A 24808-nucleotide genomic window follows, 5' to 3' on the forward strand; every position below is an offset into this window, starting at 1 on the left:
CAGAAGCAGTGATGCAGCAGCAGGCAGCGGGAGTGGGTGGTGGACCAAGGGATCCACCACTTCGGAATTGAGTTACAAGTGCAAATCTATGGCGTCGTTTGAGCCGGGCGGCGCCGCAGGAGGGTGCTCTGGATGCCAGTCAGGCAGGTTCCTGTGTCGGCATGCTAGCCCCGCAAGGCTCTTTGCGATTGCGATGAACTGATCGGTGTCGGCTTCAAGATGCCGGACTTCGGCCCACGGTGCCGAATCTGGCGCCAGCGGAGCCGGACTCTCGCTGTCCGCAGGGACGTGGTACCAGGTTCGCCCCATGGGCAGGTTGAACAGCGCCAGCCCCGACCCTCCGGCGGGATGTTTGGTCTGCAGCCAGTCGAGAGAGGTGTGGACCATGGTGTCGCAGCTGCACTTCCCCTCCAGATGGAGGACGGCGACCCCGGGTATGGCACCGGCCAGCGCGTCGATACGACGGCGGTTGAACTCCCGCAGGGCTGCCTGATGGGCCCGATGGTTTCCGTTCCAGGCGGGGCGCTGCTGCGGAACCATGACGTCGAGCATGGTGAGAGCGGTCGACAGGTCCTCGATGGGCAGCATGCAGATCGTGCGGGTCGATCTCCAGCGCGAGTGACCAAAGACGAAGGTGGTGCCTCGACCTCGTAAGCTGTCGGGCGAGCTTGGTGAATCCTCGCGGTCCATGGTGGTCATCTGCGCTCCGAGGCGTCGCTGGACAGATGCGTGGGGGGTTCAACTTCCCGCAGATGCGGGACAGTTGAGCCCGGTGATCCGAGGGTCCTCCGTGTTGCGGGAATTCTCAAGCCGCTTTATGAATCCCGGAGTCTCGAATGATGGCTGCCATACCAAAAGGGCGCCGTCAGGAGCGTCGTGCAAGGCTAGCTCAAATTCCCCTTCGCCGTAGGGTAGTTGACGAAGAGGTGAGGAATGGGGTTCATGTTCAGGGCGTCCAGGTGTGCGACGGCGGCAGCCACGCTGACCACCTCGCCCAGCTCGCTGTCCTTCTGGATCACCCACACGTACTCGTTCTCGGACGTGGGCAGCGTTTGCGGCAGGGTGATGAGTCCGAGCTCGCCGAGTTTTCTGCTGATCTCGGCGCACAACTCCGAGCTCAGCCGGGCACGGTCAGGCGCCGCGTACCGCTTGATGAAGTGCATGGACAAGCGTTTGATGCCGTGATCGACTTCAACGGCATGCTTGATAATAGTGAAGTCCATAACTCAGTAACGTACTGAGTTATTAAGGGAGTTGTCTGAAGTTTTCCCAAACTCGCCTTTGACCTGCGTGTTTTACTCGCAAGTAGTGCTCGATGGGCTGGCGGTTCACCGCCGCGGCGAGCGCGACGGCGAACCTGACGAAGGCAAGTTGGGCCTTCCGTGTGGACTCAGCCCTCCAGGAATGCCACCAGCGCGTTGGCCAGCAGGTACGGGTCGTCCGCGCCGCACAGTTCCCTCGCGCTGTGCATCGACAGGATCGCGACGCCGATGTCGACCGTCTGGATGCCGTGGCGGGCCGCGGTGATCGGGCCGATCGTCGTGCCGCACGGCATCGCGTTGTTGGAGACGAAGTGCTGCCACGGCACGCCCGCCCGCTCGCACGCGGCGGCGAACACCGCTCGCCCGGAACCGTCCGTCGCGTAACGCTGGTTGACGTTCACCTTCAGGATCGGGCCGCCGTTGGCGCGCGGGTGGTGCGTCGGGTCGTGGCGCTCCGCGTAGTTGGGGTGGATGGCGTGGCCGGTGTCCGAGGACAGACAGATCGTGCCCGCGAAGGCCCGCGCCTTGTCCTCGTACGTGCCGCCGCGCGCGAACACCGACCGCTCCAGGACCGTCCCGAGCAGCGGCCCGTCCGCACCCGTGTCGGCCTGCGACCCGTTCTCCTCGTGGTCGAAGGCCGCCAGGACCGGGATGTACTCCAACTCCCCGGCCGCAGACACCGCCGCCAGCGCCGCCGTTCCCGCGTGTACCGAGATCAGGTTGTCCATCCTCGGGCCCGCCACCAGCTCCTGGTCGCGGCCCAGATACGACGGCGGCTCGATCGAGTGCACCATCAGGTCCCACCCGGTGACCTCGCCCTCGGCCAGCCCCTCCTCCTGCTCCAGGAAGCGGATGAGGTCGCCCTCCTCCACGTCGCCCAGGCCCCAGATCGGCTGGAGGTGCTTCTGCCGGTCCAGCTTCAGCCCGTCGTTGGCGGAGCGGTCGAGGTGGATCGCCAGCTGCGGGACGCGCAGCAGGGCGCGGTCCACGTTCACCAGGCGGTGCGTACCGTCGCGCAGGGTCAGGCGGCCCGCCAGGCCCAGGTCGCGGTCGAGCCAGGTGTTCAGGAGCGTCCCGCCGTAGACCTCCACCGCGATCTGGCGCCAGCCGTGCGCGCCCGAGTCCGGCAGCGGCTTGACCCGCAGGTTCGGCGAGTCGGTGTGCGCGCCGACGATACGGAACGGGGTGTGCGCCGCCGCGCCCTCCGGCACGTACCAGGCGATGATCGCGCCCCCGCGCACCACGTACTTGCCACCGGTCGACGCGTCCCACGCGTCCGTCTCCCGCACCTGCTGGAAGCCGGCCTTCTCAAGGCGCGTGGCCGCGTTCGCCACCGCGTGGTACGGCGACGGGCTCGCCGCGAGGAAGGACATCAGGTCGTCGGTGTGGCCGCGGTCGAAGCGGGAGGGTGTGCTCATGGAGCCCAGCATAAGTATGTGTTCGACCGACTGGACCAGGTGCCGGAAACCGGGCGGTTCGTAGGACAAACCGCAGCCTGCCGAAGGACAGCACAAGACCGCAGCCCGCGGCCGGGCCTGGAAGGTGGCCCCGCCGCGGGCTGCGGTGGTGAGGAGACGGGCCAGGGGGATCTCACCATCCCCCTGGCCCGTCGGGCGGACCGCGTCGAGCGGAAGCCCTTGGAACGTGGACTAGAACGCCGACTCGTCCAGCTCCATCAGCGACAGGTCGACCGTCTCGGCCAGCGCACGCGCCGCGCCCACACCCGGCAGCACGTTCGCGGCGAAGAACTTCGCGGCCGCGATCTTGCCCGTGTAGAACGGGACGTCCTTCGCGGAGGCCGACGGAAGCTTCTCGGCGGCGACGGCCGCGCTCTTGAGGAGCAGGTAGCCGACGACGACGTCGCCCGAGGCCATCAGCAGGCGGGTGGTGTTGAGGCCCACCTTGTAGATGTTCTTGACGTCCTCGCCCGTGGCGGTCAGGTCGGTGATCATCGCGCCGACGATCGCCTCCAGGTCCACCGCGGCCTTGGCCAGCGAGTCGAGCGCGCCGCCCAGCTCCTCGTTGCCCGACTGCTCGGCGAGGAACTTCTTGATCTCCTCGGAGAGGAGGTTGAGCGAGGCGCCCTGGTCGCGGACGATCTTCCGGAAGAAGAAGTCCTGGCCCTGGATCGCCGTGGTGCCCTCGTAGAGCGTGTCGATCTTGGCGTCGCGGATGTACTGCTCGATCGGGTACTCCTGGAGGTACCCGGAGCCGCCGAAGGTCTGCAGCGACTCGGAGGAGAGCTTCTCGTACGACTTCTCCGAGCCGTAGCCCTTCACGATCGGCAGGAGCAGGTCGTTGAGGCCGACGAGCGCCTTGGCGTCCTCGCCCGCGGCCTCCTTGACCTGGATCGCGTCCTGGACGGCGGCGGTGTAGAGGACGAGCGAGCGCATGCCCTCGGCGTACGCCTTCTGCGTCATCAGCGAGCGGCGCACGTCCGGGTGGTGGGTGATCGTCACCTTCGGCGCGGTCTTGTCCATGAACTGCGAGAGGTCGCTGCCCTGGACGCGCTCCTTGGCGTACTCAAGCGCGTTGAGGTAACCCGTCGACAGCGTCGCGATGGCCTTCGTGCCGACCATCATGCGGGCGAACTCGATGATCATGAACATCTGGCGGATGCCGTCGTGCTTGTCGCCGATCAGCCAGCCCTTGGCGGGGTGCTGGTCGCCGAACGTCATCTCGCACGTGTTGGAGGCCTTGAGGCCCATCTTGTGCTCGACGTTCGTCGCGTACACGCCGTTGCGCTCGCCCAGCTCGCCGGTCTCCCAGTCGAAGTGGAACTTCGGGACCAGGAAGAGGGAGAGGCCCTTGGTGCCGGGGCCGTGGCCCTCGGGGCGCGCCAGCACGTAGTGGAGGATGTTCTCCGACATGTCGTGCTCGCCGGACGTGATGAAGCGCTTCACGCCCTCGATGTGCCAGGAGCCGTCGTCCTGCTGGACGGCCTTGGTGCGGCCGGCGCCGACGTCCGAGCCCGCGTCGGGCTCGGTCAGGACCATCGTCGAGCCCCACTGCTTCTCGACGGCGATCTGCGCGATCTTCTTCTGCGCCTCGTTGCCCTCGTCGTGCAGGATGCCCGCGAACGCCGGACCGGACGAGTACATCCAGATCGCCGGGTTGGCGCCGAGCAGCAGCTCCGCGTACGCCCAGATCAGGGAGCGCGGCGAGACGGTGCCGCCGATCTCCTCCGGCAGGCCCAGACGCCAGTACTCGGAGTCCATGAACGCCTTGAAGGAGCTCTTGAAGGACTCCGGAACCGGCGCGGTGTTGGTCTCCGGGTCGAACACCGGCGGGTTGCGGTCCGCGTCGGCGAAGGAGTCGGCCAGCTCGTTCTCGGCCAGGCGCGCGATCTCGTCCAGGATGGACTTGGCGGTGTCGACGTCCATCTCGGCGAACGGGCCGGTGCCGTACAGCTTGTCGCGGCCGAGGACCTCGAAGAGGTTGAACTCGATGTCGCGGAGATTCGACTTGTAGTGCCCCATGGCGACGGCTCCGTAAGCAGGATCGGTTACATCTCTACCAGCAAGTAGCTACGATGATGCTACCCGTCGGTAATAAGACGCAACCCCTCTGGGCACATATGTGGCGCACTACTCTTGCGCCCATGTACGGCTACGACCAGAACCAGGGTGCTCAGCAGCAGTACGCCCAGCCGCAGCAGCCTTCCTACGGGGAGCAGCCGCTGTACCCCGAGCCGTCGCCGCCGTCGCTCGCGGACGCGGTGCGGGCGTTCACCACGGGCTCGCTGTCGGCCGAGGACTTCCAGCAGATCTTCGCGGGCTCGAAGGTCTACTGCCCGCGCGGCGACAACCCCGGATTCCTGGCGCTGCACAACACGCAGCAGCCGGTCATCCCCATGTTCACGTCGCTGAAGGAGCTTCGGCGGTACGCGGGCAAGGAGTCCAAGTACTTCGTGATCACCGGGGCCGAGGTCATCGACCTGCTCCCCACGGGGTACGGCTTCGTCCTCGACATGGAGGGCGACCACCGGATGGTCTTCGACGCGAAGGCGGTCGAGCAGATGGTGGACTTCGCGATGCGGCGGATGTACGGCTGAGTCGTCTGTACGGGCCGAGGTCGGTGTGCGGCTGATGCTTCCGGCCTGATTTCCGGCCGATTTTTACGGGGGTGGGTGCCCCCGGAAGACCCCTGTAGTCCTCTCGGGAATCGTCGCGCCTTGCCGACTGTTCACCATTCAACTACTTTGGATGCTGAGCATCCCCCGAGGAGGGCCGTCCCATGCCTGCTGTGACCGTCGAGAACCCGTTGACCCTGCCGCGCGTGGTCGCGCCGCAGGGTGCGGTGCCGCGTCCCGTGCTCGCCGTGACCACGGCGCCGGGCGGCTTCGAGGGGGAGGGTTTCCCGGTGCGACGCGCGTTCGCCGGGATCAACTACCAGTACCTCGACCCGTTCATCATGATGGACCAGATGGGTGAGGTGGAGTACGCGCCGGGCGAGCCCAAGGGCACCCCGTGGCACCCGCACCGCGGCTTCGAGACCGTGACGTACCTGATCGACGGGACCTTCGTCCACCAGGACAGCAACGGTGGCGGCGGCACGATCATGAACGGCGACACGCAGTGGATGACGGCGGGCTCCGGCCTGCTGCACATCGAGGCGCCGCCGGAGTCCCTGGTGACGTCGGGCGGGCTCTTCCACGGCCTCCAGCTGTGGGTCAACCTCCCCGCCGCCGACAAGATGATGGACCCGCGCTACCAGGACATCCGGGGCGGCCAGGTCCAGCTGCTCACCTCGCCGGACGGGGGTGCGCTGCTCCGCGTGATCGCGGGCGAGCTGGACGGCCATGAGGGGCCGGGCATCACGCACACCCCGATCACGATGATCCACGCCACGATCCGGCCGGGCGCGGAGATCACGCTTCCCTGGCGGTCGGACTTCAACGGGCTGGCGTACGTGCTGGCCGGGCGCGGTTCGGTGGGTACGGGGCGTCGGCCGGTCCAGATGGGGCAGACCGCGGTGTTCGGCGACGGCGGGTCGCTGACGGTCCGCGCGGACGAGAAGCAGGACGGGCACACGCCGGACCTGGAGATCGTCCTCCTGGGCGGCCGCCCGATCCGTGAGCCGATGGCGCACTACGGGCCGTTCGTGATGAACACCCGCGAGGAGCTGCAGCAGGCGTTCGACGACTTCCAGAAGGGCTTGCTGGGCACGATCCCGGCGGTCCACGGGATGTAGCCGCCCCTTCCCCGGGGGCTGCGCCCCAGACCCCGAGCGGGGCTGCGCCCCGGAGCCCGTTCTTTGGCTGCGGACCGTGCCGGGCTGGTCGCGCAGTTCCCCGCGCCCCTAGGAGGGCCCTTCGGGCCCATGAGGGGCGCGGGGAACTGCGCGAGCAACCCCCACCGGCACGCAGCCGACGAACCCGGGCGGACGCCCACGGCGGGCGGCGCGGCACACCGCGTGGTGCGCTGGGGCCGTGGAGTCGACGCGTAAGCCACTGCTGCCCGACGCCGCGCGGCGGACCGCCGCCTGGTGCGTCGTCATCCTGCTGGTCACGGGCGTCGCCGCCGTCGGCATCTGGCTCTGCGTGGTCTTCAAGACCGCCGTCACCCCCGTGCTGCTCGCGCTGCTCGGCACCGCGCTGCTCGGGCCGGTGTTCCGGTGGCTGCTCAGGTTCAGGCTGCGGCGCTCGCTCGCCGCCGGGCTCACCTGCGTCGCGCTCATCGCCGTCGTCGGCGGCACCGGGTACATCGTGGTCACCGCGCTCATCGACTCCGGCGACCAGATCATCGAGTCGCTGCGGCAGGCCGGGCAGTGGCTGGCCGACCACTTCGGGGTGGCGAGCGGCGACGGGGTGTCCAGCCTCGCCGACAACGCCAAGAAGCTCCTGTCCAAGTTCGGCGCCTCGGCCGCGTCCGGGCTGCTCGCCGGGCTCAGCGTGATCGGGACACTGGTCGCGACCGGAGTGCTGTCGCTGCTGCTGACCTTCTTCTTCCTCAAGGACTCCGACCGGGCCGTCCACCTCGCCCACTCGTTGGCCCCGCGCGGCACCGGCCACCTCGTCGAGGCCATGGCCCGGCGGGCGTTCGAGGCGGTGGAGGGGTTCATGCGGGGGACGACGCTCATCGCGCTCATCGACGCGGTGTGCATCACGGTCGGACTGCTCATCCTGCGGGTGCCGGGCGCGGTCGGTCTGGGCGCGCTGGTGTTCATCGGCGCGTACATCCCGTATCTCGGCGCCTTCGTCTCCGGCGCCGTCGCCGTGCTGGTCGCGCTCGCCGACCGGGGGGTCGGGACCGCGCTGTGGACCATCGGGGTCGTCCTCGCCGTACAGCAGCTGGAGGGGCACATCCTGCAACCGGTGATCCAGAGCCGGACCGTGCAGATGCATCCGGCGATGGTGATGATCGCGATCACGGCCGGGGCGAGCGTCGCCGGGCTGCTGGGGATGCTCCTCGCCGTGCCGGTCGCGGCCGCCGGGTTCGGGGTGCTGAGCGAGCTGCGGAAGCGTTACGCCTCGGAGGAGGAGCCGACCGGGTCACCCGGCCCGTCGCCCGCCGAACCCCCGGACGCCTCCCCCTCGTAGATCTCGAACCAGATCGACTTCCCCTCGCCCCTCGGGTCCACCCCCCACCGCTCCGCCAGCATCTCCATCAGCACCAGGCCGCGTCCGCTGGAGGCCATCTCGCCCGGGCGGCGCTTGTGGGGGAGGTCGTCGCTGGCGTCGGCCACCTCCACGCGCAGCCGGCGGGTGCCGGGGGCGCCGGTGGCCTCGGCGACCAGGAGGGCGTCGCCGTCGGTGTGGACCAGGACGTTGGTGACCATCTCGGAGACCATCAGGACCGCCGAGTCGATCTGCTCCTCGTCGGCCCAGTCGTGCAGCAGCTCGCGCAGTTCGCGGCGGGCGCCCGCGATGCGGTGCGGCTCGGCCTGGGCGACGGTCAGGGCGGTGCGGCGGGCGGGGGGCAGACCGGTGCCGGCGGCCGTGCCGCAGCCGCACGCGTCGCTGTTGCGGCACAGCAGCAGCACCGCGATGTCGTCCTCGCGGCGATCGGCCAGCGGGCCCACGGTGTGGTACGAGGAGGGGCCGTGCACCGCCTGGACCAGGGCGTCCGCCAGCTTCTCCAGGTTGTCGTTGGTGTCCTCCTCCAGGACCGGACGCAGCCGGGTCCAGCCCGAGGCCATGTCGTGGCCGCCGGTCTCGATCAGCCCGTCGGTGCAGAGCATCATCGTCTCGCCGGGCTCCAGGACGAGCCGGGTGGTCGGGTAGTCCGAGTCCGCCTCGATGCCCAGCGGCAGGCCACCGGCCGTCTGGCGTATGAGGGCCGTGCCCTCGGTCGTACGGATCACCGGGTCCGGATGCCCGGCCCGGGCGATGTCGAGCGTGCCGGTGAGCGGATCGACCTCGATGTAGAGGCAGGTCGCGAAGCGCGGATGGTCGTCGGCCTCACCGTAGGACTCCCCGTACGACTCGGTGATCCCGGACAGGAAACGCGAGGCGCGCGAGAGGACCGCGTCGGGGCGGTGGCCCTCGCTCGCGTACGCCCGCAGCGCGATCCGCAGCTGGCCCATCAGCCCCGCCGCCCGTACGTCATGGCCCTGCACATCGCCGATGACCAGCGCGAATCTGCCGTTGGGCAGCGGGATCATGTCGTACCAGTCGCCGCCGACCTGGAGCCCGCCGCCGGTCGGCACATAACGCGCCGCGACCGTCATACCGGGGATCTCGGGGCCGAGGGTCGGCATCATCGAGCGCTGCAGGCCCAGCGAGAGCTCCCGCTCGGACTCCGCCTCGCCCGCACGTGCCAGGGCCTGGGCGAGCATCCGAGCCACGGTCGTGAGGACCGAGCGCTCGTCGGGCGTGAACGCCACCGGGTGCTTGAACGCGGCCATCCAGGCGCCCATGGTCTTCCCGGCCACGATCAGCGGCAGGAACGCCCAGGACTGCCGGTCGAAGCGCTGCGCCAGCGGCCAGGTGGCCGGGTAGCGGCGGCGGTACTCCTCGGGGGTGGGCAGATAGATGGCCCGGCCGGTGCGCACCACGTCGGTCGCCGGGTAGTCGGTGTCCAGCTGGAGGTCGGCGAAGGGGCCGTCGTCGCCCGGGTTGTGCCCGTGGTGGCCGATGATCGACAGACGGTCGCCCGCGACGCCGAAGACGGCGAGCCCGTCCGGCGAGAAACCCGGCATGGACAGCGAGGCGGCGACCCGCAGCACCTCGGCGGTGGACCGCGCCTCGGCCAGCGCCCGGCCCGCGTCAAGGAGGAACGCCTCCCGGGAGCGGCGCCAGTCGCCGGTGATGGAGGCCTGCGCGGCGGTGGTGCCGGGCTGCGGCTCGGCGACCTCCTGGATGGTGCCGACCAGGACGTAGTTCACACCGTCGGCGGTGTCCTTGATCAGCGGTTTCGAGCGGCTGCGTACGGTCCGCAGCACCCGGCCGTTCTCGTCCATGATCCGCATCCGGGCCTCGGCGAGGGTGCCCTCGGCGACCGCGAGGTTCACGATCCCGTCGACCTCGTTCCAGTCGACCGGGTGGAAGCGGGCGCGCACGGCGGCCTCGGTGAGCACGGCCCTCTCGGCGGGCAGACCGAGCAGGCGGGCGGCCTCGGCGTCGACCGTGACCGTTCCGGACGCGTTGTCCCAGCGCCACAGCCCGGTGGCGATCGCAGCCAGGACGTCCTCGGTGCGCATGATCCCCACTCTATGCAGCCGGATTTATACCGGCGAGAGCTGTACGGCCCGGCCGGTAACCTGGAGGGACTGTTTCCCGCCTGTCACGCGAAGAACTGGATGAAGAAAATGCATCGGTACAGGTCCCACACCTGCGGCGAGCTCCGCGCCTCCGCCGTCGGAGCCGACGTACGGCTGAGCGGCTGGCTGCACAATCGCCGTGACCTGGGCGGCATCCTCTTCATCGATCTGCGCGACCACCACGGCATCACGCAGCTGGTCGCCCGCCCGGGCACGGCCGGCGCCGAGGTGCTGGACAAGCTCTCCAAGGAGACGGTCGTCCGTATCGACGGCAAGGTCGTCTCGCGCGGCGCGGAGAACGTGAACGCGGAGCTGCCGACCGGCGAGATCGAGATCGAGGTCGGCGAGGTCGAGGTGCTGGGCGCGGCCGCCCCGCTGCCGTTCACGATCAACGCGGACGACGGTGTCAACGAGGAGCGGCGCCTGGAGTACCGCTTCCTCGACCTGCGCCGCGAGCGCATGCACCGCAACATCATGCTGCGCTCCGCCGTCATCTCGGCGATGCGCCACAAGATGACCGCGCTCGGCTTCAACGAGATGGCGACCCCGATCCTCGCCGCGACCTCCCCCGAGGGCGCCCGCGACTTCGTCGTCCCGTCCCGGCTGAACCCCGGCAAGTTCTACGCGCTGCCGCAGGCCCCGCAGCAGTTCAAGCAGCTGCTGATGATCTCCGGCTTCGACCGCTACTTCCAGATCGCGCCCTGCTTCCGCGACGAGGACGCCCGCGCGGACCGCTCGCCGGGCGAGTTCTACCAGCTCGACATCGAGATGAGCTTCGTCGAGCAGGAGGACATCTTCCAGCCCGTCGAGAAGCTGATGACCGAGCTCTTCGAGGAGTTCGGCGGCGGCCGCCACGTCACCTCGCCGTTCCCGCGCATCCCGTTCCGCGAGTCGATGCTGAAGTACGGCAACGACAAGCCGGACCTGCGCGCCCAGCTCGAACTCGTCGACATCACCGACGTCTTCGAGGGCTCGGAGTTCAAGGCGTTCGCGGGCAAGCACGTGCGCGCGCTGCCGGTGCCGGACGTCGCGGGCCAGTCCCGCAAGTTCTTCGACGGCCTGGGCGAGTACGCGGTGGAGCACGGCGCCAAGGGCCTGGCCTGGATCCGCGTCGGCGAGGACGGCGCGTTCGCGGGCCCGATCGCCAAGTTCCTCACCGAGGAGAACGTCAAGGTCCTCACCGAGCGCCTGGGCCTGAAGGCCGGTCACGCCGTGTTCTTCGGCGCGGGCGAGTACGACGAGGTCTCCAAGATCATGGGCGCGGTCCGCGTCGAGGCGGCCAAGCGCGCCGGCCACTTCGAGGAGGGCGTCTTCCGCTTCTGCTGGATCGTCGACTTCCCGATGTACGAGAAGGACGAGGACACCGGCAAGATCGACTTCTCGCACAACCCGTTCTCGATGCCGCAGGGCGGCCTTGAGGCCCTGGAGAACCAGGACCCGCTGGACATCCTCGGCTGGCAGTACGACATCGTCTGCAACGGCATCGAGCTGTCCTCCGGTGCCATCCGGAACCACGAGCCCGACATCATGTTCAAGGCCTTCGAGATCGCGGGCTACAGCCGCGAGACCGTGGAGAAGGAGTTCGCGGGCATGCTCCGCGCCTTCCAGTACGGCGCCCCGCCGCACGGCGGCATCGCCCCCGGCGTGGACCGCATCGTGATGCTGCTCGCCGACGAGCCCAACATCCGCGAGACCATCGCGTTCCCGCTCAACGGCAACGCGCAGGACCTGATGATGGGCGCGCCTACCGAGCTGGACGAGACCCGCCTGCGCGAACTGAACATCCAGCTGCGGAAGCCCGTCGCGCGGGAGAAGTAGGCCCGGTCTTTGTCCGCGGGCCGTCGTGGGCTGAGCGCGCAGTTCCCCGCGCCCCTGGGTACTTAGGGGCGCGGGGAACTGCGCGAGCAACCCCCACCGGCCCGCAGACAAAGAACCAGGCCCCACGTCGCCGCGCTAGTCGTCGTCCCGGGACGGTAAATCCGGGGAAGGCGGGCCGCACGGCCGGTTGGCGGACTGGCGGTTCGCTTCGCGAACCTTCGCCAGCAGCTCCTCGCGCCGCCGGGCGTCCTCCTCCGCCTGCTGCTGGTCCGTACTCCGTGTCACGGCGTGCACCCCCTCAAGCACGTACCGACTCATGTGCAGCGTGCGCGCGGCCGGGTGAAGCCGCAACCGTTTCGTACATGCGAAAGGCCCGGAATTCCGCTTCCGGGCCTTTCTTCACACTCTCATCGCGTACGGGCTACGCGGGCTTCTCCTCCAGGCGGGGGAACAGCACCGCGCCCTTCGTCACCGTCGCGCCGACCGGCAGCTGGCCCCAGCGGCCCGCGTCCTGCACGCGCTGGTCCGCCAGCGGGCCCAGGTCCGCGACCTCGGCGCCCAGCGAGTCCCACAGCTTCTGCGAGGTGTCCGGCATGACCGGGTTCAGCAGGACGGCGACCGCGCGCAGCGCCTCGGCGGCCGTGTAGAGGATGGTCGCGAGGCGCGCCTTGCCCTCCTCCGACTCGTCCTTGGCCACCTTCCACGGCTCCTGCTCCGTGATGTAGCCGTTGACCTGCTTCACGAAGTCGAAGACGGCGAGGATGCCGCCCTGGAAGTCCAGCTCGTCGCCGATCTTCCGGTCCGCCTCGGCCACGGCCTTCGCCATGCCGTCGGCGATCGCCTGCTCGGCCTCGCCCGCGGCGGTCGCCTCGGGCAGCGTGCCGCCGAAGTACTTGCCGACCATGGCCGCCACGCGCGAGGCGAGGTTGCCGTAGTCGTTGGCGAGCTCGGAGGTGTACCGGGCGGTGAAGTCCTCCCAGGAGAACGAGCCGTCCTGGCCGAAGGCGATGGCGCGCAGGAAGTACCAGCGGTAGGCGTCGACGCCGAAGTGCGAGGTGAGGTCCTGCGGCTTGATGCCCGTCAGGTTCGACTTCGACATCTTCTCGCCGCCGACCATCAGCCAGCCGTTGGCCGCGACCTTGCCGGGCACCGGCAGGCCGTTCGCCATCAGCATCGCGGGCCAGATCACCGCGTGGAAGCGGAGGATGTCCTTACCGATGAGGTGGACGTTGGCCGGGAAGGTCTCGTCGAACTTCGCCTGGTCCGAGCCGTAGCCGACGGCCGTGGCGTAGTTCAGGAGGGCGTCGATCCACACGTAGATGACGTGCTTGTCGTCCCACGGGACCGGGACGCCCCAGTCGAAGGTCGAGCGCGAGATCGACAGGTCCTGGAGGCCCTGCTTGACGAAGTTCACGACCTCGTTGCGGGCCGACTCGGGCTGGATGAAGCCGGGGTTGGCCTCGTAGAACTCGACCAGCTTCGGACCGTACTCGGAGAGCTTGAAGAAGTAGTTCTCCTCCTTGAGGATCTCCACCGGCTTCTTGTGGACGGGGCACAGCTTGGTGCCGTCCTCGGCCTCGATGAGATCGCCCGGGAGCTTGTACTCCTCGCAGCCCACGCAGTACGGGCCCTCGTAGCCGCCCTTGTAGATCTCGCCCTTGTCGTACAGGTCCTGGACGAACTCCTGCACACGGTCGGTGTGCCGCTTCTCCGTCGTACGGATGAAGTCGTCGTTCGCGATCTCCAGGTGCTCCCAGAGGGGCTTCCAGGCCTCCTCGACGAGCTTGTCGCACCACTCCTGCGGCGTGACGTTGTTCGCCTCCGCGGTGCGCATGATCTTCTGACCGTGCTCGTCCGTGCCGGTGAGGTACCACACCTTCTCGCCACGCTGACGGTGCCAGCGCGTGAGCACGTCGCCTGCGACGGTCGTGTAGGCGTGGCCCAGGTGAGGAGCGTCGTTGACGTAGTAAATGGGGGTCGAGACGTAAAACGCCTTCGCCCCCTGCTTCTCGGATCCAGTGGCCGCCATGGTCGAAATCCTAACGGGCCCCGGGAGATCCACTCACCCGCATAAACCGGCACCGGCGGGTGAGGGCGGCGGCCGACGGGGGCACGGCAACGGCCGGCCCCCACGGCCCGCACCCGAAAGAAGACCCCTACCTAGTCCCGCTGGGCGAACCCGGACAGCACGCCCTGGTAGAACGCGGCATCGGCCAGATCGCGCGGCGCGGGCCCCGCATGCAGGAACGCGGCGTTCGGCGCGTCCAGCTTCCGCAGGAAGTCGAACGCCTTGCTGTCGTCGTCCCCGAAGGCGACGAACTGCCAGAACACCGGCGCACCGGAGGCGTCGGCCAGCGCCTGGCGGGCCGCCACCTTGGCGTCCGGCGCGCCGTCGGTCTGGAAGACCACCAGCGCGGGACCCTCGTACTGGCTCTTCTCGTAGTGCTCCACGACCGCCTCGACGGCGACGTGATAGCTGGTGCGCCCCATACGCCCGAGCCCCGCGTGCGTCTCGTCGACGACGTTCTCGTACGAGGTGAGGGAGAGGTCGACGGTCCCGTCCAGCTCGGTGGAGAAGAAGACGGTGTGGACGGTGGCGTCCTCGTCGAGGTGCGCGGCGAGCGCGAGCGTCTGCTCGGCGAGGTGCTGGACGCTGCCGTCCTTGTAGAACGGCCGCATCGACCCGGACCGGTCGAGTACGAGGTAGACCCGGGCCCGCTGCCCGACGAGCCCCGCCTTGCGCAGCTGCACCCCGGCGGCCTTGTAGTGCTCGACGAGCCCGGGGGCACGGGACTTGACGCGCGGCAGCGAGAGCGCGGCCTTGGCTACCACGGCCTCGGTCTCCGGCTCGGCCACTACGGTCTCGGCCTCGGCCGAAACCTCGACGACTTCGACGACCTCGACGACCTCGACCTCGGGCTCCACGATCTCCGGCTCGGCCGGAACCTCGACGACGGCCTCCGCCACGACCTCGACCTCGGGCTCCACGACCTCGGCCACGGCCTCGGCCTTGACCACCTCGGCCACGACCTCCACCACGACCTCGGCATCGGGCACCGGCTCGGGCTCGGGCTCGGGCTTCGGGAGGGGCGCCGGCTCGGGCATCGGCTCGGGTTCCGGCTCCGACTCCGCGGCCCGGGGCTGCGGCAGCTCGGCAGCCGGGGCGGAGGCCGGGGCGTCCTCCTCCGGGCGGGACACCGGGGCGTCCTCGGACGGCCGGGACGGGGCCGGGACCGCCGGGCGCGACGGAGCGTCGAAAGCGGCCGCGACCAGCTCCTCCGCCGGGGACAGGTCACGCCGGGCCGGAGCCGGCACGACCGGGCTCTCGGCCGGGACAGAGGCCTCCTCGGCGGGCGCCGGAACCGTGACGGCGACCGGTGCCGACTCCTCCACCGAGGCGGAAACCGAGGCCGGGGCCGACTCCTCGACGGCGACGGAAGCCGGAGCCGACGCCGACTCCCCGGTCGACGACGCCTCCGGGGCCGCAGTCGTCACCTCGTCCGACGCCACCGCGTCACCGCGTCCGAACACTTTGCGCAGCAAGCTCCGAATGCCCATGGGCGAGGCCTTTCGCATAAGTTGGGTGCGATGCACGTCCACGCCGCGTGAGCGGGGGACACGAGCGCGGACACGTAAGGTTAGCGATCCGATCCGGTCATCCTCGGCAGGGGGCGGACGACGTCGTACCGGTCGCGCCGACCTCACGACGCCACCGCGCGATCTGCCGCCCCGGATCACCCGTGTACACCCACGGCACCCGCGTCACCGGCCGCCCGCAGGACCGAGGCCCGCGCCCGGGCCGTGCGCCCGTCGGGCCGGACCGTGCCCGGGTCCGCCGTCGAGACCTCCGTCGTAACGGGGCTCCAGCTCCATCAGCGCCGCCTGCCACGCCACTTGGCGGCCCCGTGCCCCCGACGCGCGCAGCAGCGGCCGGGCCAGCCACGCCCGGTAGGGCGCGGACTGCCGGGCCGCCTCCCAGTACGCCTCCTCCAGCGCCGAGTGCACCGTCCCGTACAGCGCCTCCCGCTCCGTGTCCGCCCCCTGCCGGGTGGCGAGCAGCAGCCGTACCCCCAGCGGGTCGCCGCGCAGCGGGCGCACCGCCATGTCGGAGCGCGGCCGCGAGGTCGGCTGGCAGGGGGTGACGACCTCGCCGGTGGCGACCAGGTTCGCGGCGGTGAGGTAATCGCCGTGCAGCACACGGGGGTTGAGCCCGGCGGCGGTCAGCATCCGGCGCAGCCCGTCCCATTCGCCGTCGACGCTCGGGTCGACCATCCACCGGTCCCCGGCGAGGTCGGCGAGCTCCACCACGTCCTGGCGGGCCGCCGGGTGGTCGACGGAGAGCGAGATGAACTGCGGCTCGCGCTCCAGGAGTACGCGCTGGTCGAGGCCGTCCGGGACGCGTAACGGGCACCCTTCCACCTCGTGCACGAAGGCCACGTCGAGCTCGCCGAGCGCGACCAGGCCGAGCAGGGCGTTGGCGGAGACGGCGACGTGGAGCTGGGTCTCGGTGCCGGGCAGGCGTTCGCGCAGCCGCCGCAGCCAGCCCGGAATGGCCCGGCTGGCGGTCGAGCCGAGCCGGAGCCGGGGCCGCCCGTCGACCCCGGCGGCGGCCGCCCGTACCTCGGTGACCAGCGCGTCCATCCCCGCGAGCAGCGGGCGGGCGCGGCTCAGGACGGTCTGGCCGAGCGGGGTCGGACGGCAGCCGGTGCGCTCGCGGAAGAAGAGCAGGCCGCCCAACGAGTGCTCGATGCGCCGCAGTTGCGTGGTCAGCGCGGGTTGGCTGGTTCCGAGCCGCCGGGCGGCCCGGTGCAGACTGCCGGTCTCCGCGATCGCGCAGAGGGTGCGGAGATGTCTCACATCGAGCTCCATGGCTCCGAGGGTAAAGGGATTGTCATGTCCCGCACTAGACGGCCGAATCCCCTCCGATAGCCCGGAGTTATCGCCGGTTGTCATCATCCCGGGGCGCGCTTCGGTCGCCGACACTCACCGTGGCCCCCGGCAACCCACCGGGGACCGCACCCACCGTGGCGCCCGGCAACCCACCGGGGTCCGCCATGAACGGACGACCAGGAGCCCCCCATGAGACACCAAAGGACCCTCGTCCTCTCCCTGTCCACCGCACTGGGTCTGGCGCTCGCCGGACTCGGGGCCATCCCCGCCAACGCCGCCACCGCGCCTTCTTCCTCTTCTTCCCCGGCATACGTCTCGCACGGCTCGGCGTACGCCGGTTCCGCCAAGGAGGCCGCCAACAACAAGGCGTTCTACAACGCCGTCATGAAGTCCGTGGCCAAGAAGCGGGCCGCCCACCCGCTCGCGGCCTCCGTCACCGTCTCCTACAGCACCGACAACGCGCCCAGCTTCCGCAGCGAGATAGCCCAGGCCGCGCAGATCTGGAACTCGTCCGTGCAGAACGTGCGGCTCCAGGAGTCCTCCGGCGGCGCCGACTTCTCGTACTACGAGGGCAGTGACCCGCAGGGCTCGTACGCGTCCACGGACGGGCACGGCAACGGGTACATCTTCCTCGACTACCAGCAGAACCAGGAGTACTACTCGGTCCGCGTCGTCGCTCACGAGACCGGGCATGTCCTCGGTCTGCCGGACCACTACTCCGGCCCGTGCAGCGAGCTGATGTCGGGTGGCGGGCCCGGGCCGTCGTGTACCAACCCGTACCCGGACGGCAACGAGCGGGCGCAGGTGAACCAGCTGTGGCAGTACGGCCTGGCTTCCGCGTTCAAGCCGGTGGCGTGATGCCGTAGCTGTGCGGTCTCGGTGTGCCGTTTGACCGTGCCCGTGCCGCCGGGGGTGGTGTGTCGTACCCCTCTGGCAGCATGAACGGTATGCCGAGTGTCTCTCCCCGCCGTCCCTGCCCGTCGTGCGGCCGTGCCGTGGCTGTCGTGGCGGGCAAGTACGTACGCCATGATCCGCGTACGCGTACGTATGTGGTGGGCGGCGGGGAGCTGACGCTCTGTCCGGGCTCGAAGCGGCGGGCGCCGGAGGGCGCGGGCCAACGAACGTTGGACGGCTACGAAGTCGCCCCGTTCCCGGGCCAGTTGCCCCTGTTCTGACCTTTCCCCACCCCACCCCTTCCCGAAAGCCTCCGGCGGATGTCGTTCGGGTGCGGGCCGGTGGGGGCTGACCGCGCAGTTCCCCGCGCCCCTAAATACCTAGGGGCGCGGGGAACTGCGCGAGCAACCCAGCACGGTCCGCAGCCGACCAGATCCCTCGGAGAGTTTCGGGAAGGGGTGGGGTGGGGGGCCAAAGGACGCGGCCACGTACGGTCCGCAGGCGAATCACCGCGCTGGGGACGCGATCGCCCGCGCCGCCCGGATCTCATGGCGCAGCGGAGCCAGGACACCGGTCTCGTCGCCCGTCAGGGCCGCCTGGACCTCCACCAGGGTGTCCGAGGTGCGCAGGCCCTCGGCCAGTTCTCGCAGCTCGCGCGACGCATCGGAAACCTCCGACGGGGTCGGCGGGGACGCCCCATGGTTCACACGTACCCGCGCAGCCGTCGTCGCATCGACAATCCGTTCCGCCGCAACCACCAGCGGCCACCACGCAGCCGCCCGCGCCCCCACCGGCGGCGGCTCGGTCAGCGCGCGCTGGAACTCGGACCGCACCACCGACAGGTCGCGGTAGATGCGGCGGCGTCGACGGACCCGCTCGGCGTCGTCACCCGCCGCCTGAGTGAACGCGTACTCCACATACGCCGCAGCGTCGGCCACCGCATCGGCCAGCCGGTCGCCGATCCGCGTGTGCCAGCTCTCCGGCCACAGCAGATACCCCGCGACCAGCGAGATCCCGCAGCCGATCAGGCTGTCCCACAGGCGCGGCAGGACCAGGTGGAACCCCTGGTGGTTGAGGAGGTCGGAGAGCAGCAGGATCACCGGGGTGATCGCGGCCGTCTGGAACGCGTACCCCTTCGCCGAGAACGCCGGGATCAGCGCCGCGAGCACCACCATCACCGGCACGTCCCACCACCCGCGCGGCACCTCCGAGAGCACCGCCGCCGCCGTGACCAGCCCGACCGCCGTGCCAAGGGCGCGCAGCACGGCCCGCGAGAACACCGACCCGAAGTCGGGCTTGAGGACGAACGTGACGGTCAGCGCCACCCAGTACGAGCGCGGCACCGGGACGAGCGACACCAGCGACTGCGCCAGCCCGATGCAGAGCGCGAGCCGCAGACCGTAGCGCCAGGACGACTCGGAGAACAGCACGGTGCGCGCACCACGCCGCACCCGGATGCGCAGCGCCGCCGGTCGGCCGAGCCGGTCGTCGACGTTGTACGGGTCGGGGTCCGGCTTGTGCACGACGACGGCCGCGTGCCGAAGCGCCGCGTCCACGGCCCGCTCGGACGGCTTGCCCGGCTCGGGCAGCGCGAGATCGGGGACCGGACCGGTCCGTCCCTCCTCCACCGCTGTCGCCAACTCCCGTACGGCAAAAGGGATTTCGGGCGGCAGCGCGCGCCCCCGCAGATGCGCGGCCGGAGCCGCTTCCACCAGCGGGATCACCACGTTCAGCTGCGCGAGCAGCCGCACCAATGGGCTGCGCCGGCCGTGGTCGCGGGTGCGGCGGGCGAGCACCAGGTCGTACGCGGTGTTGAGCGACTGCGTGACCGCCTGCCGTTTGGTGTCGTACGCCGTGGTGCCCGCCGCTTCGAGCAGATCGGCGGCCGCCCGGTACGTCGAGGCGACGGCGGCGCGTTCCGGGACCCGGTTGCGCCACGGCCAGCCGAGCAGGCTCAGCAGCAGCACGAAGAGTCCGCCGAGGGAGAGCAGCAACGGCGCCTTCCACCACGGCGACGGCATCGGAAGCCCGGCCCCGACCACCGCGTTCAGCAGAAGCAGCAGCCCCGATACGGAGGCCACCGCGCCGATCGACGAGATCATCCCGGAGACGAGCGCGACCAGGGTCAGCGCGCCGACCGCGAGCCAGCCGTCGCCGTACACGAGCGTGCCCAGCGTGACGCCGATCGCGCCGAACAGCTGCGGCACCGCGATGTTGAAGACCCGCATCCGGTACGCGTCGGCCGTGTCGCCGATGACCCCGGACAGCGCGCCCATCGACACCAGCGCACCGTACGCGGTCTGGTCGGTGGCGAAGCCGACGGCGAGCGGGGCGGCCAGGGCGATGCCGGCGCGCCCGACGGCGGGCCAGGGAATCGGGGTGTTCTGTGGTCGCAACCCGCTGACCAGCCACTGCGGCGGCGCGAGCCGCACCCGTCCCCGGCCGTCCCGGCCCTCGTCCACGTCGAGCTGATCACCCATGGCATCAGTATGCGATCACTGCGGTCGGGTCCTTTTGGGCGGGTCTTGGGCACAATGGATCTTTGTGCGTGGATCGTGAATCGCTGAGCCGTGAAATCTTTTCCACAGGGTGTGGAAAAGATTTCGGGAAACCTGCCGATTCCTACGGGACGAACAGCGTCTTGCCGCGCGCCCCGCCCGACCGGTTCCGCGCCAGTGCCTCCGGTGCCTTCTCCAACGGGTATTCCGCTTCCACGGGCACGTGCACCTCGCCCGCGAGCGCGGCCGCCGCCAGCGCGTCGAGCAGCGCGCCCGACGCCGTGAGCTGGAAGTTGACGCCCTGTCCGGGGGCCGCCGCGCCCCGGGTGCTCAGCGCGGTCCCGCCCGAGCGCAGCAGACCCGCGTACGCGCCGAACGACTCCGCGTCCACCGACACCAGGTCGACCACCGCGTCCACCCCGCCCGTGCACGCCTCCCGTACCGACTGCTCGGTGGTGTCGACGCTCACCGCCGCGCCCAGCGCCCGCATCCGCTCCCGCTCGTCGCCCCGCACCGCCGCCACCACCCGGATGTCGCGCGCGGCGGCCAGTTGGGTCAGCGCGCTGCCGACCCCGCCCGCCGCGCCCACGACCAGCATGGTCGCGCCCGGGTCCAGGGGCGTGGTGGTGCGCAGGATCTCCAGGGCGGTCATCCCGGCCGTGGGCAGGGCGGCGGCCGCCCGCAGCGCGAGCCCGTCGGGGACCCCGGCGATGGTGGTGTCGTGCGGCATGGTTACGTACTCCGCGTACGTCCCCGTGCCCACCGGCGGGCGGCCCGCCTGGCCGTACACCGCGTCGCCGACCACGAACCGGTTCTCGCCCGGCCCGACCACGTCCACCCGTCCGGCGAAGTCCAGGCCGAGGACCAGCGGGAAGACATGCGGGACCCGGCCGTCCAGGAGCCCGTCGGCGACCTGCCAGTCGAAGGGGTTCAGGGCGGCATAGTCGATCTTGACGAGCACTTCGCCGGGGCCGGGCTCGGGCTTGGGCAGCTGGACGAGCTCCGGCTCGGCCCGGAAGGTCTGCACCGCGACAGCGCGCATACGCGTACGCCTCCTGCTCCGCCCCCGGGGACGCTCCGATCCTCGCCCACCCCGGCGCCCGGCGCACCCCGGAGCATCACCCTCCGTACAGCGACAGGTCCACCAGCAGTGCCCGGTGATCCGTGCCGCGCACGGTCAGGAAGCGGGACGCGGTGGCCTTGAAGTCCCGCCCGCTGACCAGCACATGGTCGATCTGGGTGCGGAAGGGCGTGGTGCGGTCGGCGGGCCAGGAGTACGTACGGGAGTGGCCGGTGAGGCGGGCGCTGTCGTGCAGGGCGCCCGCGTCCAGGACCGAGCGGAACAGGGCGTGGTCCTGAGTGGCGTTGAAGTCCCCGGCGAGGATCACCGCCTGCCCCTTCGAGGCCGCCGCGAAGTCCCGCACCCGCCCCAGCTCCCGCCGCCACTTCGCCTCCTCGCCCGGCAGCGGCGGCATGGGGTGCGCGAGCTGGAGCCGTACGTCCTTGCCCCCGATCACCGCCACCGCGCCCGGCATCGCCATCTCGGAGGGGATCACGGGCGCGTCCCGCAGCGGGAAGCGGCTGAGGATCGCGGACCCGGCCGAGCCGTCCTCGCGTACGACATCGCGGTACGGGTAGTCGGCCTTCGGCACCCGCTGCTCAAGCGCGTCCGCGCAGACGAAGGCGCACTCCTCGACGAAGACGATGTCCGGCTTCTCGCGCCGCACGGTGGCGATCAAGTCGTCGGTGGCCCAGCCGAATTCGGTGTTGGAGGTCAGTATGCGCAGTTGGGCGAGGACCTGGCCCTGGGGGCGGGTGGTCTCGGCTCCGTACGGCTGGGTGAACCAGCCGGTGACCGCGAGCGCGACCACAGCCCACGCCATCCCGGTCCGCCACCGCCCGAACGCGGCGAGCAGCAGCGCGACCGCGCCCGGCACGAGCAGCCACGGCAGAAAGGCGAGCAGCTGCGGCACCGGCGTGACCCCGTCGGACCCGGCGATCCGGCACCCCACCACGGCGCTGACCAGCGCGAGCAGCAGCGCGGCGAGGACGGCGGCGGCCCGCCGCCAGGGGTGCCCGCGCCCGGGCTCCTGAACCGGAGCGTCCGTCGAGGGTGAGGTCGGCGCGGTGCCCACGGTGTCCAAGTCGATGCCCTCCCGGTCGGCGGGTGCGCGTCAGACCTGAAGTATCCGCCGGGGAGGCCGGATTGGCGTAGCCCCGGCCATGGTCAGGACCTGCCGACGCGGCCGCCGAACCAGGCCGTCAGCGCGAGGGCGAGGCCCGTCGCGACCGCGCACCACGCGGTGGTGGACAGGACGCCGGTGAGCGCGTCGTAGACGTCGGCGGCGACGTCCGGGTCCCCGTACGCGGGCAGGTCGGCGATGGTCAGGACGCGGCCGAGGGCGACCAGACCGCGCAGGCCGAGGCCGCCTGCGGCGAGGCCGAGTCCGGCGGCGGTGAAGGAGAGTCGCACGGGTCCAGCGAACCCCGGGTTGCCGGTCGGGGCGCGCGGGTGTGGGCTGTATGGGGGAAGAGTGGAGTGGAAGGAGTGCCGCCATGTCCGCACACGCCGCCATGCCGGCGGGACCGGCCCGGACGCGCCCGGCGTCCCGCACCCGCCTGCCCTCGGCCCTGATCGCCACGCCCGTGGTCATCGGGATCTTCTACGGCTTCTGGGCCGCCTCCATCAACCGCCGGGGCGGCGATGTGACCGCCGCGAACATCGGGCTCGGCCTCGTCTCCGGCATCGTGATCGCCGCCCTGGGCCTCGGCCTGCTGATGATCCAGGGCCGCCTGATGCGCGAGGTACGCGGCGCGGCGTTCGGCGCCCTGTTCGGCGCGGGCACGGGCTTCCTGTACGCCCAGTCCGGCGAGAGCGTCTTCGGCGCGTCGATGATGGGCGCGCTGCTCGGCGGCGCGATGTTCGCGGCGGCGTTCTACGTGTTCTACACACGGGAGGACTAGCCCCGGCAAAACGGGGGAGGACCGGCCCCGTACGTAGGCGGGGCCGGTCCTCGGCTAGCTCGTGATCAGACTCAGGCATGTGCGGCCATAGGATCCGGACCCATGGACGCGATCGACAGCCCCGAGTGGTCGGACAATCCCCGCCTGAACGACTGGTTGGACCGGCAGCGGGACGCGTTCCCGGCGTGGTGCGAGGTGCTCGAACAGGCGCCGCGCACCTGGGACTTCAATCCGGCTTCCCTCGACGCTCTCGAAGACCTGGTGCGCGGCCGATTCGCTTCGTACGAGGCGGCGGACGAGGCGGCCGATACCCCGTTCCTGCAGGTGGCGGCCTGGTACCTGGGTGAGGTGCAGGTGCGCGGCTTCGGTGCGGTGTGGAAGTGCGCGCCCGACCCCGAACCCGGCCGCCCCACCAGGCCCCAGCCGCTGGTCACGCTCCCCAAGGACCGCCTGACGGAGGAGGAGTTGGCGGAACTGCGGGAGCGGGAGGACCTGTACGAGTCGGACTGGCCGCTGTGCGACCCGCTGGACGAGCTCCTGGCGCTGTTCCTGCGGGACCCGGACAACCACTTGCGGGACGTACTGAGGGCGTACGAAAACGGAGCAACGTTCTAGAACATATTTCTAGACCAATGAGGGTGGTCGACTGCGTTAGGCTGACCGCCATGGCGGAGGGCAGCGCGCAGCACCGCAGTACCAAGTACGTTCCCGCACCCACGACTTCGGGGCATGGTGGCTAGACAACCACGCGGTGAAGCCACCGTCGACCGGCTGCTCACCACCGCGCTGAGCGTGTACGCGGAGTCCGGCCAGCAGGGTTTCACCGTGAACGCGGTGACCACGGCCAGTGGGGTCAGCCTCGGCAGCCTCTACCACCACTTCGGCAGCTTCGACGGTCTCGCCGCCGCGCTCTACACGCGCTGCATGGAGCAGCTGTTCGCGGAGATGACGACGGCGCTGTCCCGCGCGCGTACGGCCCGTACGGGGGTACGCGCAATCGTGACGACATACCTCCGCTTCACGGAGGAGCACCCCGACGCGGCCCTGTTCCTCCACGCCTCCGCGTACTCCGGCTACCTCGCCACCCACACCGACCAGATCCGCGCGGCGAAGGAGAACGCGCTGCGGGGCCTGGTGGAGTGGATGCGCCCAAGAATCGAGGCGGGCGAGATAGCCCCGCTCCCGGCCCCCCTGATCGACGTCCTGATCCTGGGCCCGGTAGCGGAGACAGCCCGCCGCTGGCTGGCCCCGACGTACACGGGCATAGACCTGGCAGAGGCGGCAAAGATCCTCCCAGACAGAATCTGGCGCTCGCTCCAGCCGGAAAGTCCTTGATCCTCTTCGGTTGCGCTGCGGTGTGGTGCCTTCAGGGGCGCGGGGCTGTGTCATTTTGCGGCTCCGCCGCGTGGGCGCGACCAGCCCAGCACGGTCCGCACCCACCCGACGGCCGGTCCTTTGGCTTTTAGGGGCGCGGGGAACTGCGCGAGCAACCCAGCACGGTCCGCACACGAAAGATCGGCACCCCACGCGGAGCGACCCGTACCCTGGAGCGGACGCACCCCGAAGGAGGGCCACCGTGGCCGAGGACGAAGAGAAGAGCAAGGAGCGCGGCATCGCACTGCGCGCCGGCTTCTACATCTTCGGCACCCACCTCTTCGCAGGCTTCGTCTGGCTCCTCTTCTACGTGGGCCAGCACGCCCACAAGTAGCCACAAACCCTCCCCGCACCTCCGGTGCCTATGGCACACTCACACACATGACCGACATGCGGTGCAGCAAT

Annotated in this window: 23 protein-coding genes; 10 read left to right on the plus strand and 13 right to left on the minus strand. The window is 70.3% G+C overall.

Annotation, left to right across the window (positions count from 1 at the left end):
- Positions 1 to 72 precede the first annotated feature (72 nt).
- From BG418_RS27950 to BG418_RS27965, 4 genes are all read right to left on the minus strand, one after another.
- Positions 73 to 699 carry a hypothetical protein gene (locus tag BG418_RS27950; RefSeq protein ID WP_188276771.1) on the minus strand — a complete coding sequence of 209 codons (627 nt, stop codon included), beginning with the start codon at positions 697 to 699 and terminating at the stop codon, positions 73 to 75.
- Positions 700 to 884: 185 nt separating this feature from the next.
- Positions 885 to 1223, minus strand: a complete 339-nt coding sequence (locus BG418_RS27955; RefSeq protein ID WP_188276772.1) for a hypothetical protein — start codon at positions 1221 to 1223, stop codon at positions 885 to 887.
- Between the two features lie 167 nt (positions 1224 to 1390).
- Positions 1391 to 2680, minus strand: a complete 1290-nt coding sequence (locus BG418_RS27960) for a M18 family aminopeptidase (protein ID WP_188276773.1) — start codon at positions 2678 to 2680, stop codon at positions 1391 to 1393.
- Between the two features lie 231 nt (positions 2681 to 2911).
- Entirely contained in the window at positions 2912 to 4741 is a 1830-nt protein-coding gene (locus BG418_RS27965) for an acyl-CoA dehydrogenase (RefSeq protein ID WP_188276774.1), read from the minus strand.
- Between the two features lie 122 nt (positions 4742 to 4863).
- Here BG418_RS27965 and BG418_RS27970 point away from each other — a divergent pair, with 122 nt between their 5' ends.
- The 3 genes from BG418_RS27970 (at position 4864) to BG418_RS27980 (ending at position 7803) form a co-directional block, all read left to right on the plus strand.
- Complete coding sequence (locus BG418_RS27970) at positions 4864 to 5316, plus strand: SseB family protein (RefSeq protein WP_188276775.1); 453 nt, start codon at positions 4864 to 4866, stop codon at positions 5314 to 5316.
- A 182-nt stretch (positions 5317 to 5498) separates the two neighbouring features.
- Entirely contained in the window at positions 5499 to 6455 is a 957-nt protein-coding gene (locus tag BG418_RS27975) for a pirin family protein (RefSeq protein ID WP_188276776.1), read from the plus strand.
- A 238-nt stretch (positions 6456 to 6693) separates the two neighbouring features.
- Positions 6694 to 7803, plus strand: a complete 1110-nt coding sequence (locus tag BG418_RS27980) for an AI-2E family transporter (RefSeq protein ID WP_188276777.1) — start codon at positions 6694 to 6696, stop codon at positions 7801 to 7803.
- Here the strand turns inward: BG418_RS27980 and BG418_RS27985 are convergent.
- Complete coding sequence (locus tag BG418_RS27985) at positions 7728 to 9905, minus strand: SpoIIE family protein phosphatase (protein ID WP_188276778.1); 2178 nt, start codon at positions 9903 to 9905, stop codon at positions 7728 to 7730. The genes BG418_RS27980 and BG418_RS27985 overlap by 76 nt on opposite strands.
- Before the next feature lie 108 nt (positions 9906 to 10013).
- Here BG418_RS27985 and aspS point away from each other — a divergent pair, with 108 nt between their 5' ends.
- Complete coding sequence (gene aspS / locus BG418_RS27990) at positions 10014 to 11783, plus strand: aspartate--tRNA ligase (protein ID WP_188276779.1); 1770 nt, start codon at positions 10014 to 10016, stop codon at positions 11781 to 11783.
- 135 nt (positions 11784 to 11918) lie between these two features.
- Here aspS and BG418_RS27995 read toward each other — a convergent pair whose 3' ends face one another.
- The 4 genes from BG418_RS27995 to BG418_RS28010 all read right to left on the minus strand — a co-directional run bounded on the left by BG418_RS27995 (position 11919) and on the right by BG418_RS28010 (position 16652).
- Positions 11919 to 12068, minus strand: a complete 150-nt coding sequence (locus tag BG418_RS27995) for a hypothetical protein (RefSeq protein ID WP_188276780.1) — start codon at positions 12066 to 12068, stop codon at positions 11919 to 11921.
- Positions 12069 to 12204: 136 nt separating this feature from the next.
- Positions 12205 to 13812 carry a methionine--tRNA ligase gene (metG, locus tag BG418_RS28000; protein ID WP_188276781.1) on the minus strand — a complete coding sequence of 536 codons (1608 nt, stop codon included), beginning with the start codon at positions 13810 to 13812 and terminating at the stop codon, positions 12205 to 12207.
- Positions 13813 to 13943: 131 nt separating this feature from the next.
- Positions 13944 to 15341 carry a VWA domain-containing protein gene (locus BG418_RS28005; RefSeq protein ID WP_188276782.1) on the minus strand — a complete coding sequence of 466 codons (1398 nt, stop codon included), beginning with the start codon at positions 15339 to 15341 and terminating at the stop codon, positions 13944 to 13946.
- Positions 15342 to 15545: 204 nt separating this feature from the next.
- Positions 15546 to 16652: a LysR family transcriptional regulator gene (locus tag BG418_RS28010; protein WP_188276783.1), complete on the minus strand. Its 1107-nt coding sequence runs from the start codon at positions 16650 to 16652 to the stop codon at positions 15546 to 15548.
- Between the two features lie 210 nt (positions 16653 to 16862).
- On the opposite strand from BG418_RS28010, the gene snpA reads away from it, so the two are divergent.
- Positions 16863 to 17531 carry a snapalysin gene (gene snpA / locus BG418_RS28015; RefSeq protein ID WP_188276784.1) on the plus strand — a complete coding sequence of 223 codons (669 nt, stop codon included), beginning with the start codon at positions 16863 to 16865 and terminating at the stop codon, positions 17529 to 17531.
- Positions 17532 to 17620: 89 nt separating this feature from the next.
- Positions 17621 to 17848: a hypothetical protein gene (locus BG418_RS28020; RefSeq protein WP_188276785.1), complete on the plus strand. Its 228-nt coding sequence runs from the start codon at positions 17621 to 17623 to the stop codon at positions 17846 to 17848.
- 225 nt (positions 17849 to 18073) lie between these two features.
- Here BG418_RS28020 and BG418_RS28025 read toward each other — a convergent pair whose 3' ends face one another.
- From BG418_RS28025 to BG418_RS28040, 4 genes are all read right to left on the minus strand, one after another.
- On the minus strand, positions 18074 to 20047 hold the full coding sequence (locus BG418_RS28025; protein ID WP_188276786.1) for an FUSC family protein: 1974 nt from the start codon (positions 20045 to 20047) through the stop codon (positions 18074 to 18076).
- 142 nt (positions 20048 to 20189) lie between these two features.
- A complete protein-coding gene (locus tag BG418_RS28030; RefSeq protein ID WP_188276787.1) occupies positions 20190 to 21107 on the minus strand; it encodes an NADP-dependent oxidoreductase in 918 nt (305 codons plus the stop codon).
- 76 nt (positions 21108 to 21183) lie between these two features.
- The gene (locus tag BG418_RS28035) at positions 21184 to 22209 is read right to left on the minus strand and encodes an endonuclease/exonuclease/phosphatase family protein (protein ID WP_223185518.1); all 1026 of its coding nucleotides are present in this window, start codon (positions 22207 to 22209) and stop codon (positions 21184 to 21186) included.
- An 83-nt stretch (positions 22210 to 22292) separates the two neighbouring features.
- On the minus strand, positions 22293 to 22538 hold the full coding sequence (locus tag BG418_RS28040; RefSeq protein ID WP_188276788.1) for a hypothetical protein: 246 nt from the start codon (positions 22536 to 22538) through the stop codon (positions 22293 to 22295).
- Positions 22539 to 22621: 83 nt separating this feature from the next.
- Between BG418_RS28040 and BG418_RS28045 the strand changes: the two genes are divergently transcribed.
- From BG418_RS28045 to BG418_RS40110, 4 genes are all read left to right on the plus strand, one after another.
- Positions 22622 to 23029, plus strand: coding sequence for a hypothetical protein (locus BG418_RS28045; protein ID WP_188276789.1), 408 nt, complete (start codon positions 22622 to 22624; stop codon positions 23027 to 23029).
- Positions 23030 to 23131: 102 nt separating this feature from the next.
- Entirely contained in the window at positions 23132 to 23644 is a 513-nt protein-coding gene (locus BG418_RS28050) for a hypothetical protein (RefSeq protein ID WP_188276790.1), read from the plus strand.
- A 114-nt stretch (positions 23645 to 23758) separates the two neighbouring features.
- Complete coding sequence (locus BG418_RS28055) at positions 23759 to 24364, plus strand: TetR/AcrR family transcriptional regulator (RefSeq protein ID WP_188276791.1); 606 nt, start codon at positions 23759 to 23761, stop codon at positions 24362 to 24364.
- A 241-nt stretch (positions 24365 to 24605) separates the two neighbouring features.
- Positions 24606 to 24737, plus strand: a complete 132-nt coding sequence (locus BG418_RS40110; protein ID WP_317453778.1) for a DUF6126 family protein — start codon at positions 24606 to 24608, stop codon at positions 24735 to 24737.
- The last annotated feature ends 71 nt before the right edge of the window (positions 24738 to 24808 follow it).

Source organism: Streptomyces sp. CBMA152, from assembly GCF_014596475.1.
GTDB lineage: Bacteria > Actinomycetota > Actinomycetes > Streptomycetales > Streptomycetaceae > Streptomyces.

Bases quoted from the DNA above. Each gene is read 5' to 3' on its own strand.
- BG418_RS27985 (WP_188276778.1), bottom strand. From the start codon at position 9,905: ATGCGCACCGAGGACGTCCTGGCTGCGATCGCCACCGGGCTGTGGCGC.
- BG418_RS27965 (WP_188276774.1), bottom strand. From the start codon at position 4,741: ATGGGGCACTACAAGTCGAATCTCCGCGACATCGAGTTCAACCTCTTC.
- BG418_RS27960 (WP_188276773.1), bottom strand. From the start codon at position 2,680: ATGAGCACACCCTCCCGCTTCGACCGCGGCCACACCGACGACCTGATG.
- metG (WP_188276781.1), bottom strand. From the start codon at position 13,812: ATGGCGGCCACTGGATCCGAGAAGCAGGGGGCGAAGGCGTTTTACGTC.
- BG418_RS28010 (WP_188276783.1), bottom strand. From the start codon at position 16,652: ATGGAGCTCGATGTGAGACATCTCCGCACCCTCTGCGCGATCGCGGAG.
- BG418_RS28045 (WP_188276789.1), top strand. From the start codon at position 22,622: ATGTCCGCACACGCCGCCATGCCGGCGGGACCGGCCCGGACGCGCCCG.
- BG418_RS27955 (WP_188276772.1), bottom strand. From the start codon at position 1,223: ATGGACTTCACTATTATCAAGCATGCCGTTGAAGTCGATCACGGCATC.
- BG418_RS27970 (WP_188276775.1), top strand. From the start codon at position 4,864: ATGTACGGCTACGACCAGAACCAGGGTGCTCAGCAGCAGTACGCCCAG.
- BG418_RS27950 (WP_188276771.1), bottom strand. From the start codon at position 699: ATGACCACCATGGACCGCGAGGATTCACCAAGCTCGCCCGACAGCTTA.
- BG418_RS28030 (WP_188276787.1), bottom strand. From the start codon at position 21,107: ATGCGCGCTGTCGCGGTGCAGACCTTCCGGGCCGAGCCGGAGCTCGTC.
- BG418_RS28025 (WP_188276786.1), bottom strand. From the start codon at position 20,047: ATGGGTGATCAGCTCGACGTGGACGAGGGCCGGGACGGCCGGGGACGG.
- aspS (WP_188276779.1), top strand. From the start codon at position 10,014: ATGCATCGGTACAGGTCCCACACCTGCGGCGAGCTCCGCGCCTCCGCC.
- BG418_RS28005 (WP_188276782.1), bottom strand. From the start codon at position 15,341: ATGGGCATTCGGAGCTTGCTGCGCAAAGTGTTCGGACGCGGTGACGCG.
- BG418_RS27975 (WP_188276776.1), top strand. From the start codon at position 5,499: ATGCCTGCTGTGACCGTCGAGAACCCGTTGACCCTGCCGCGCGTGGTC.
- BG418_RS28020 (WP_188276785.1), top strand. From the start codon at position 17,621: ATGCCGAGTGTCTCTCCCCGCCGTCCCTGCCCGTCGTGCGGCCGTGCC.
- snpA (WP_188276784.1), top strand. From the start codon at position 16,863: ATGAGACACCAAAGGACCCTCGTCCTCTCCCTGTCCACCGCACTGGGT.
- BG418_RS28055 (WP_188276791.1), top strand. From the start codon at position 23,759: ATGGTGGCTAGACAACCACGCGGTGAAGCCACCGTCGACCGGCTGCTC.
- BG418_RS28050 (WP_188276790.1), top strand. From the start codon at position 23,132: ATGGACGCGATCGACAGCCCCGAGTGGTCGGACAATCCCCGCCTGAAC.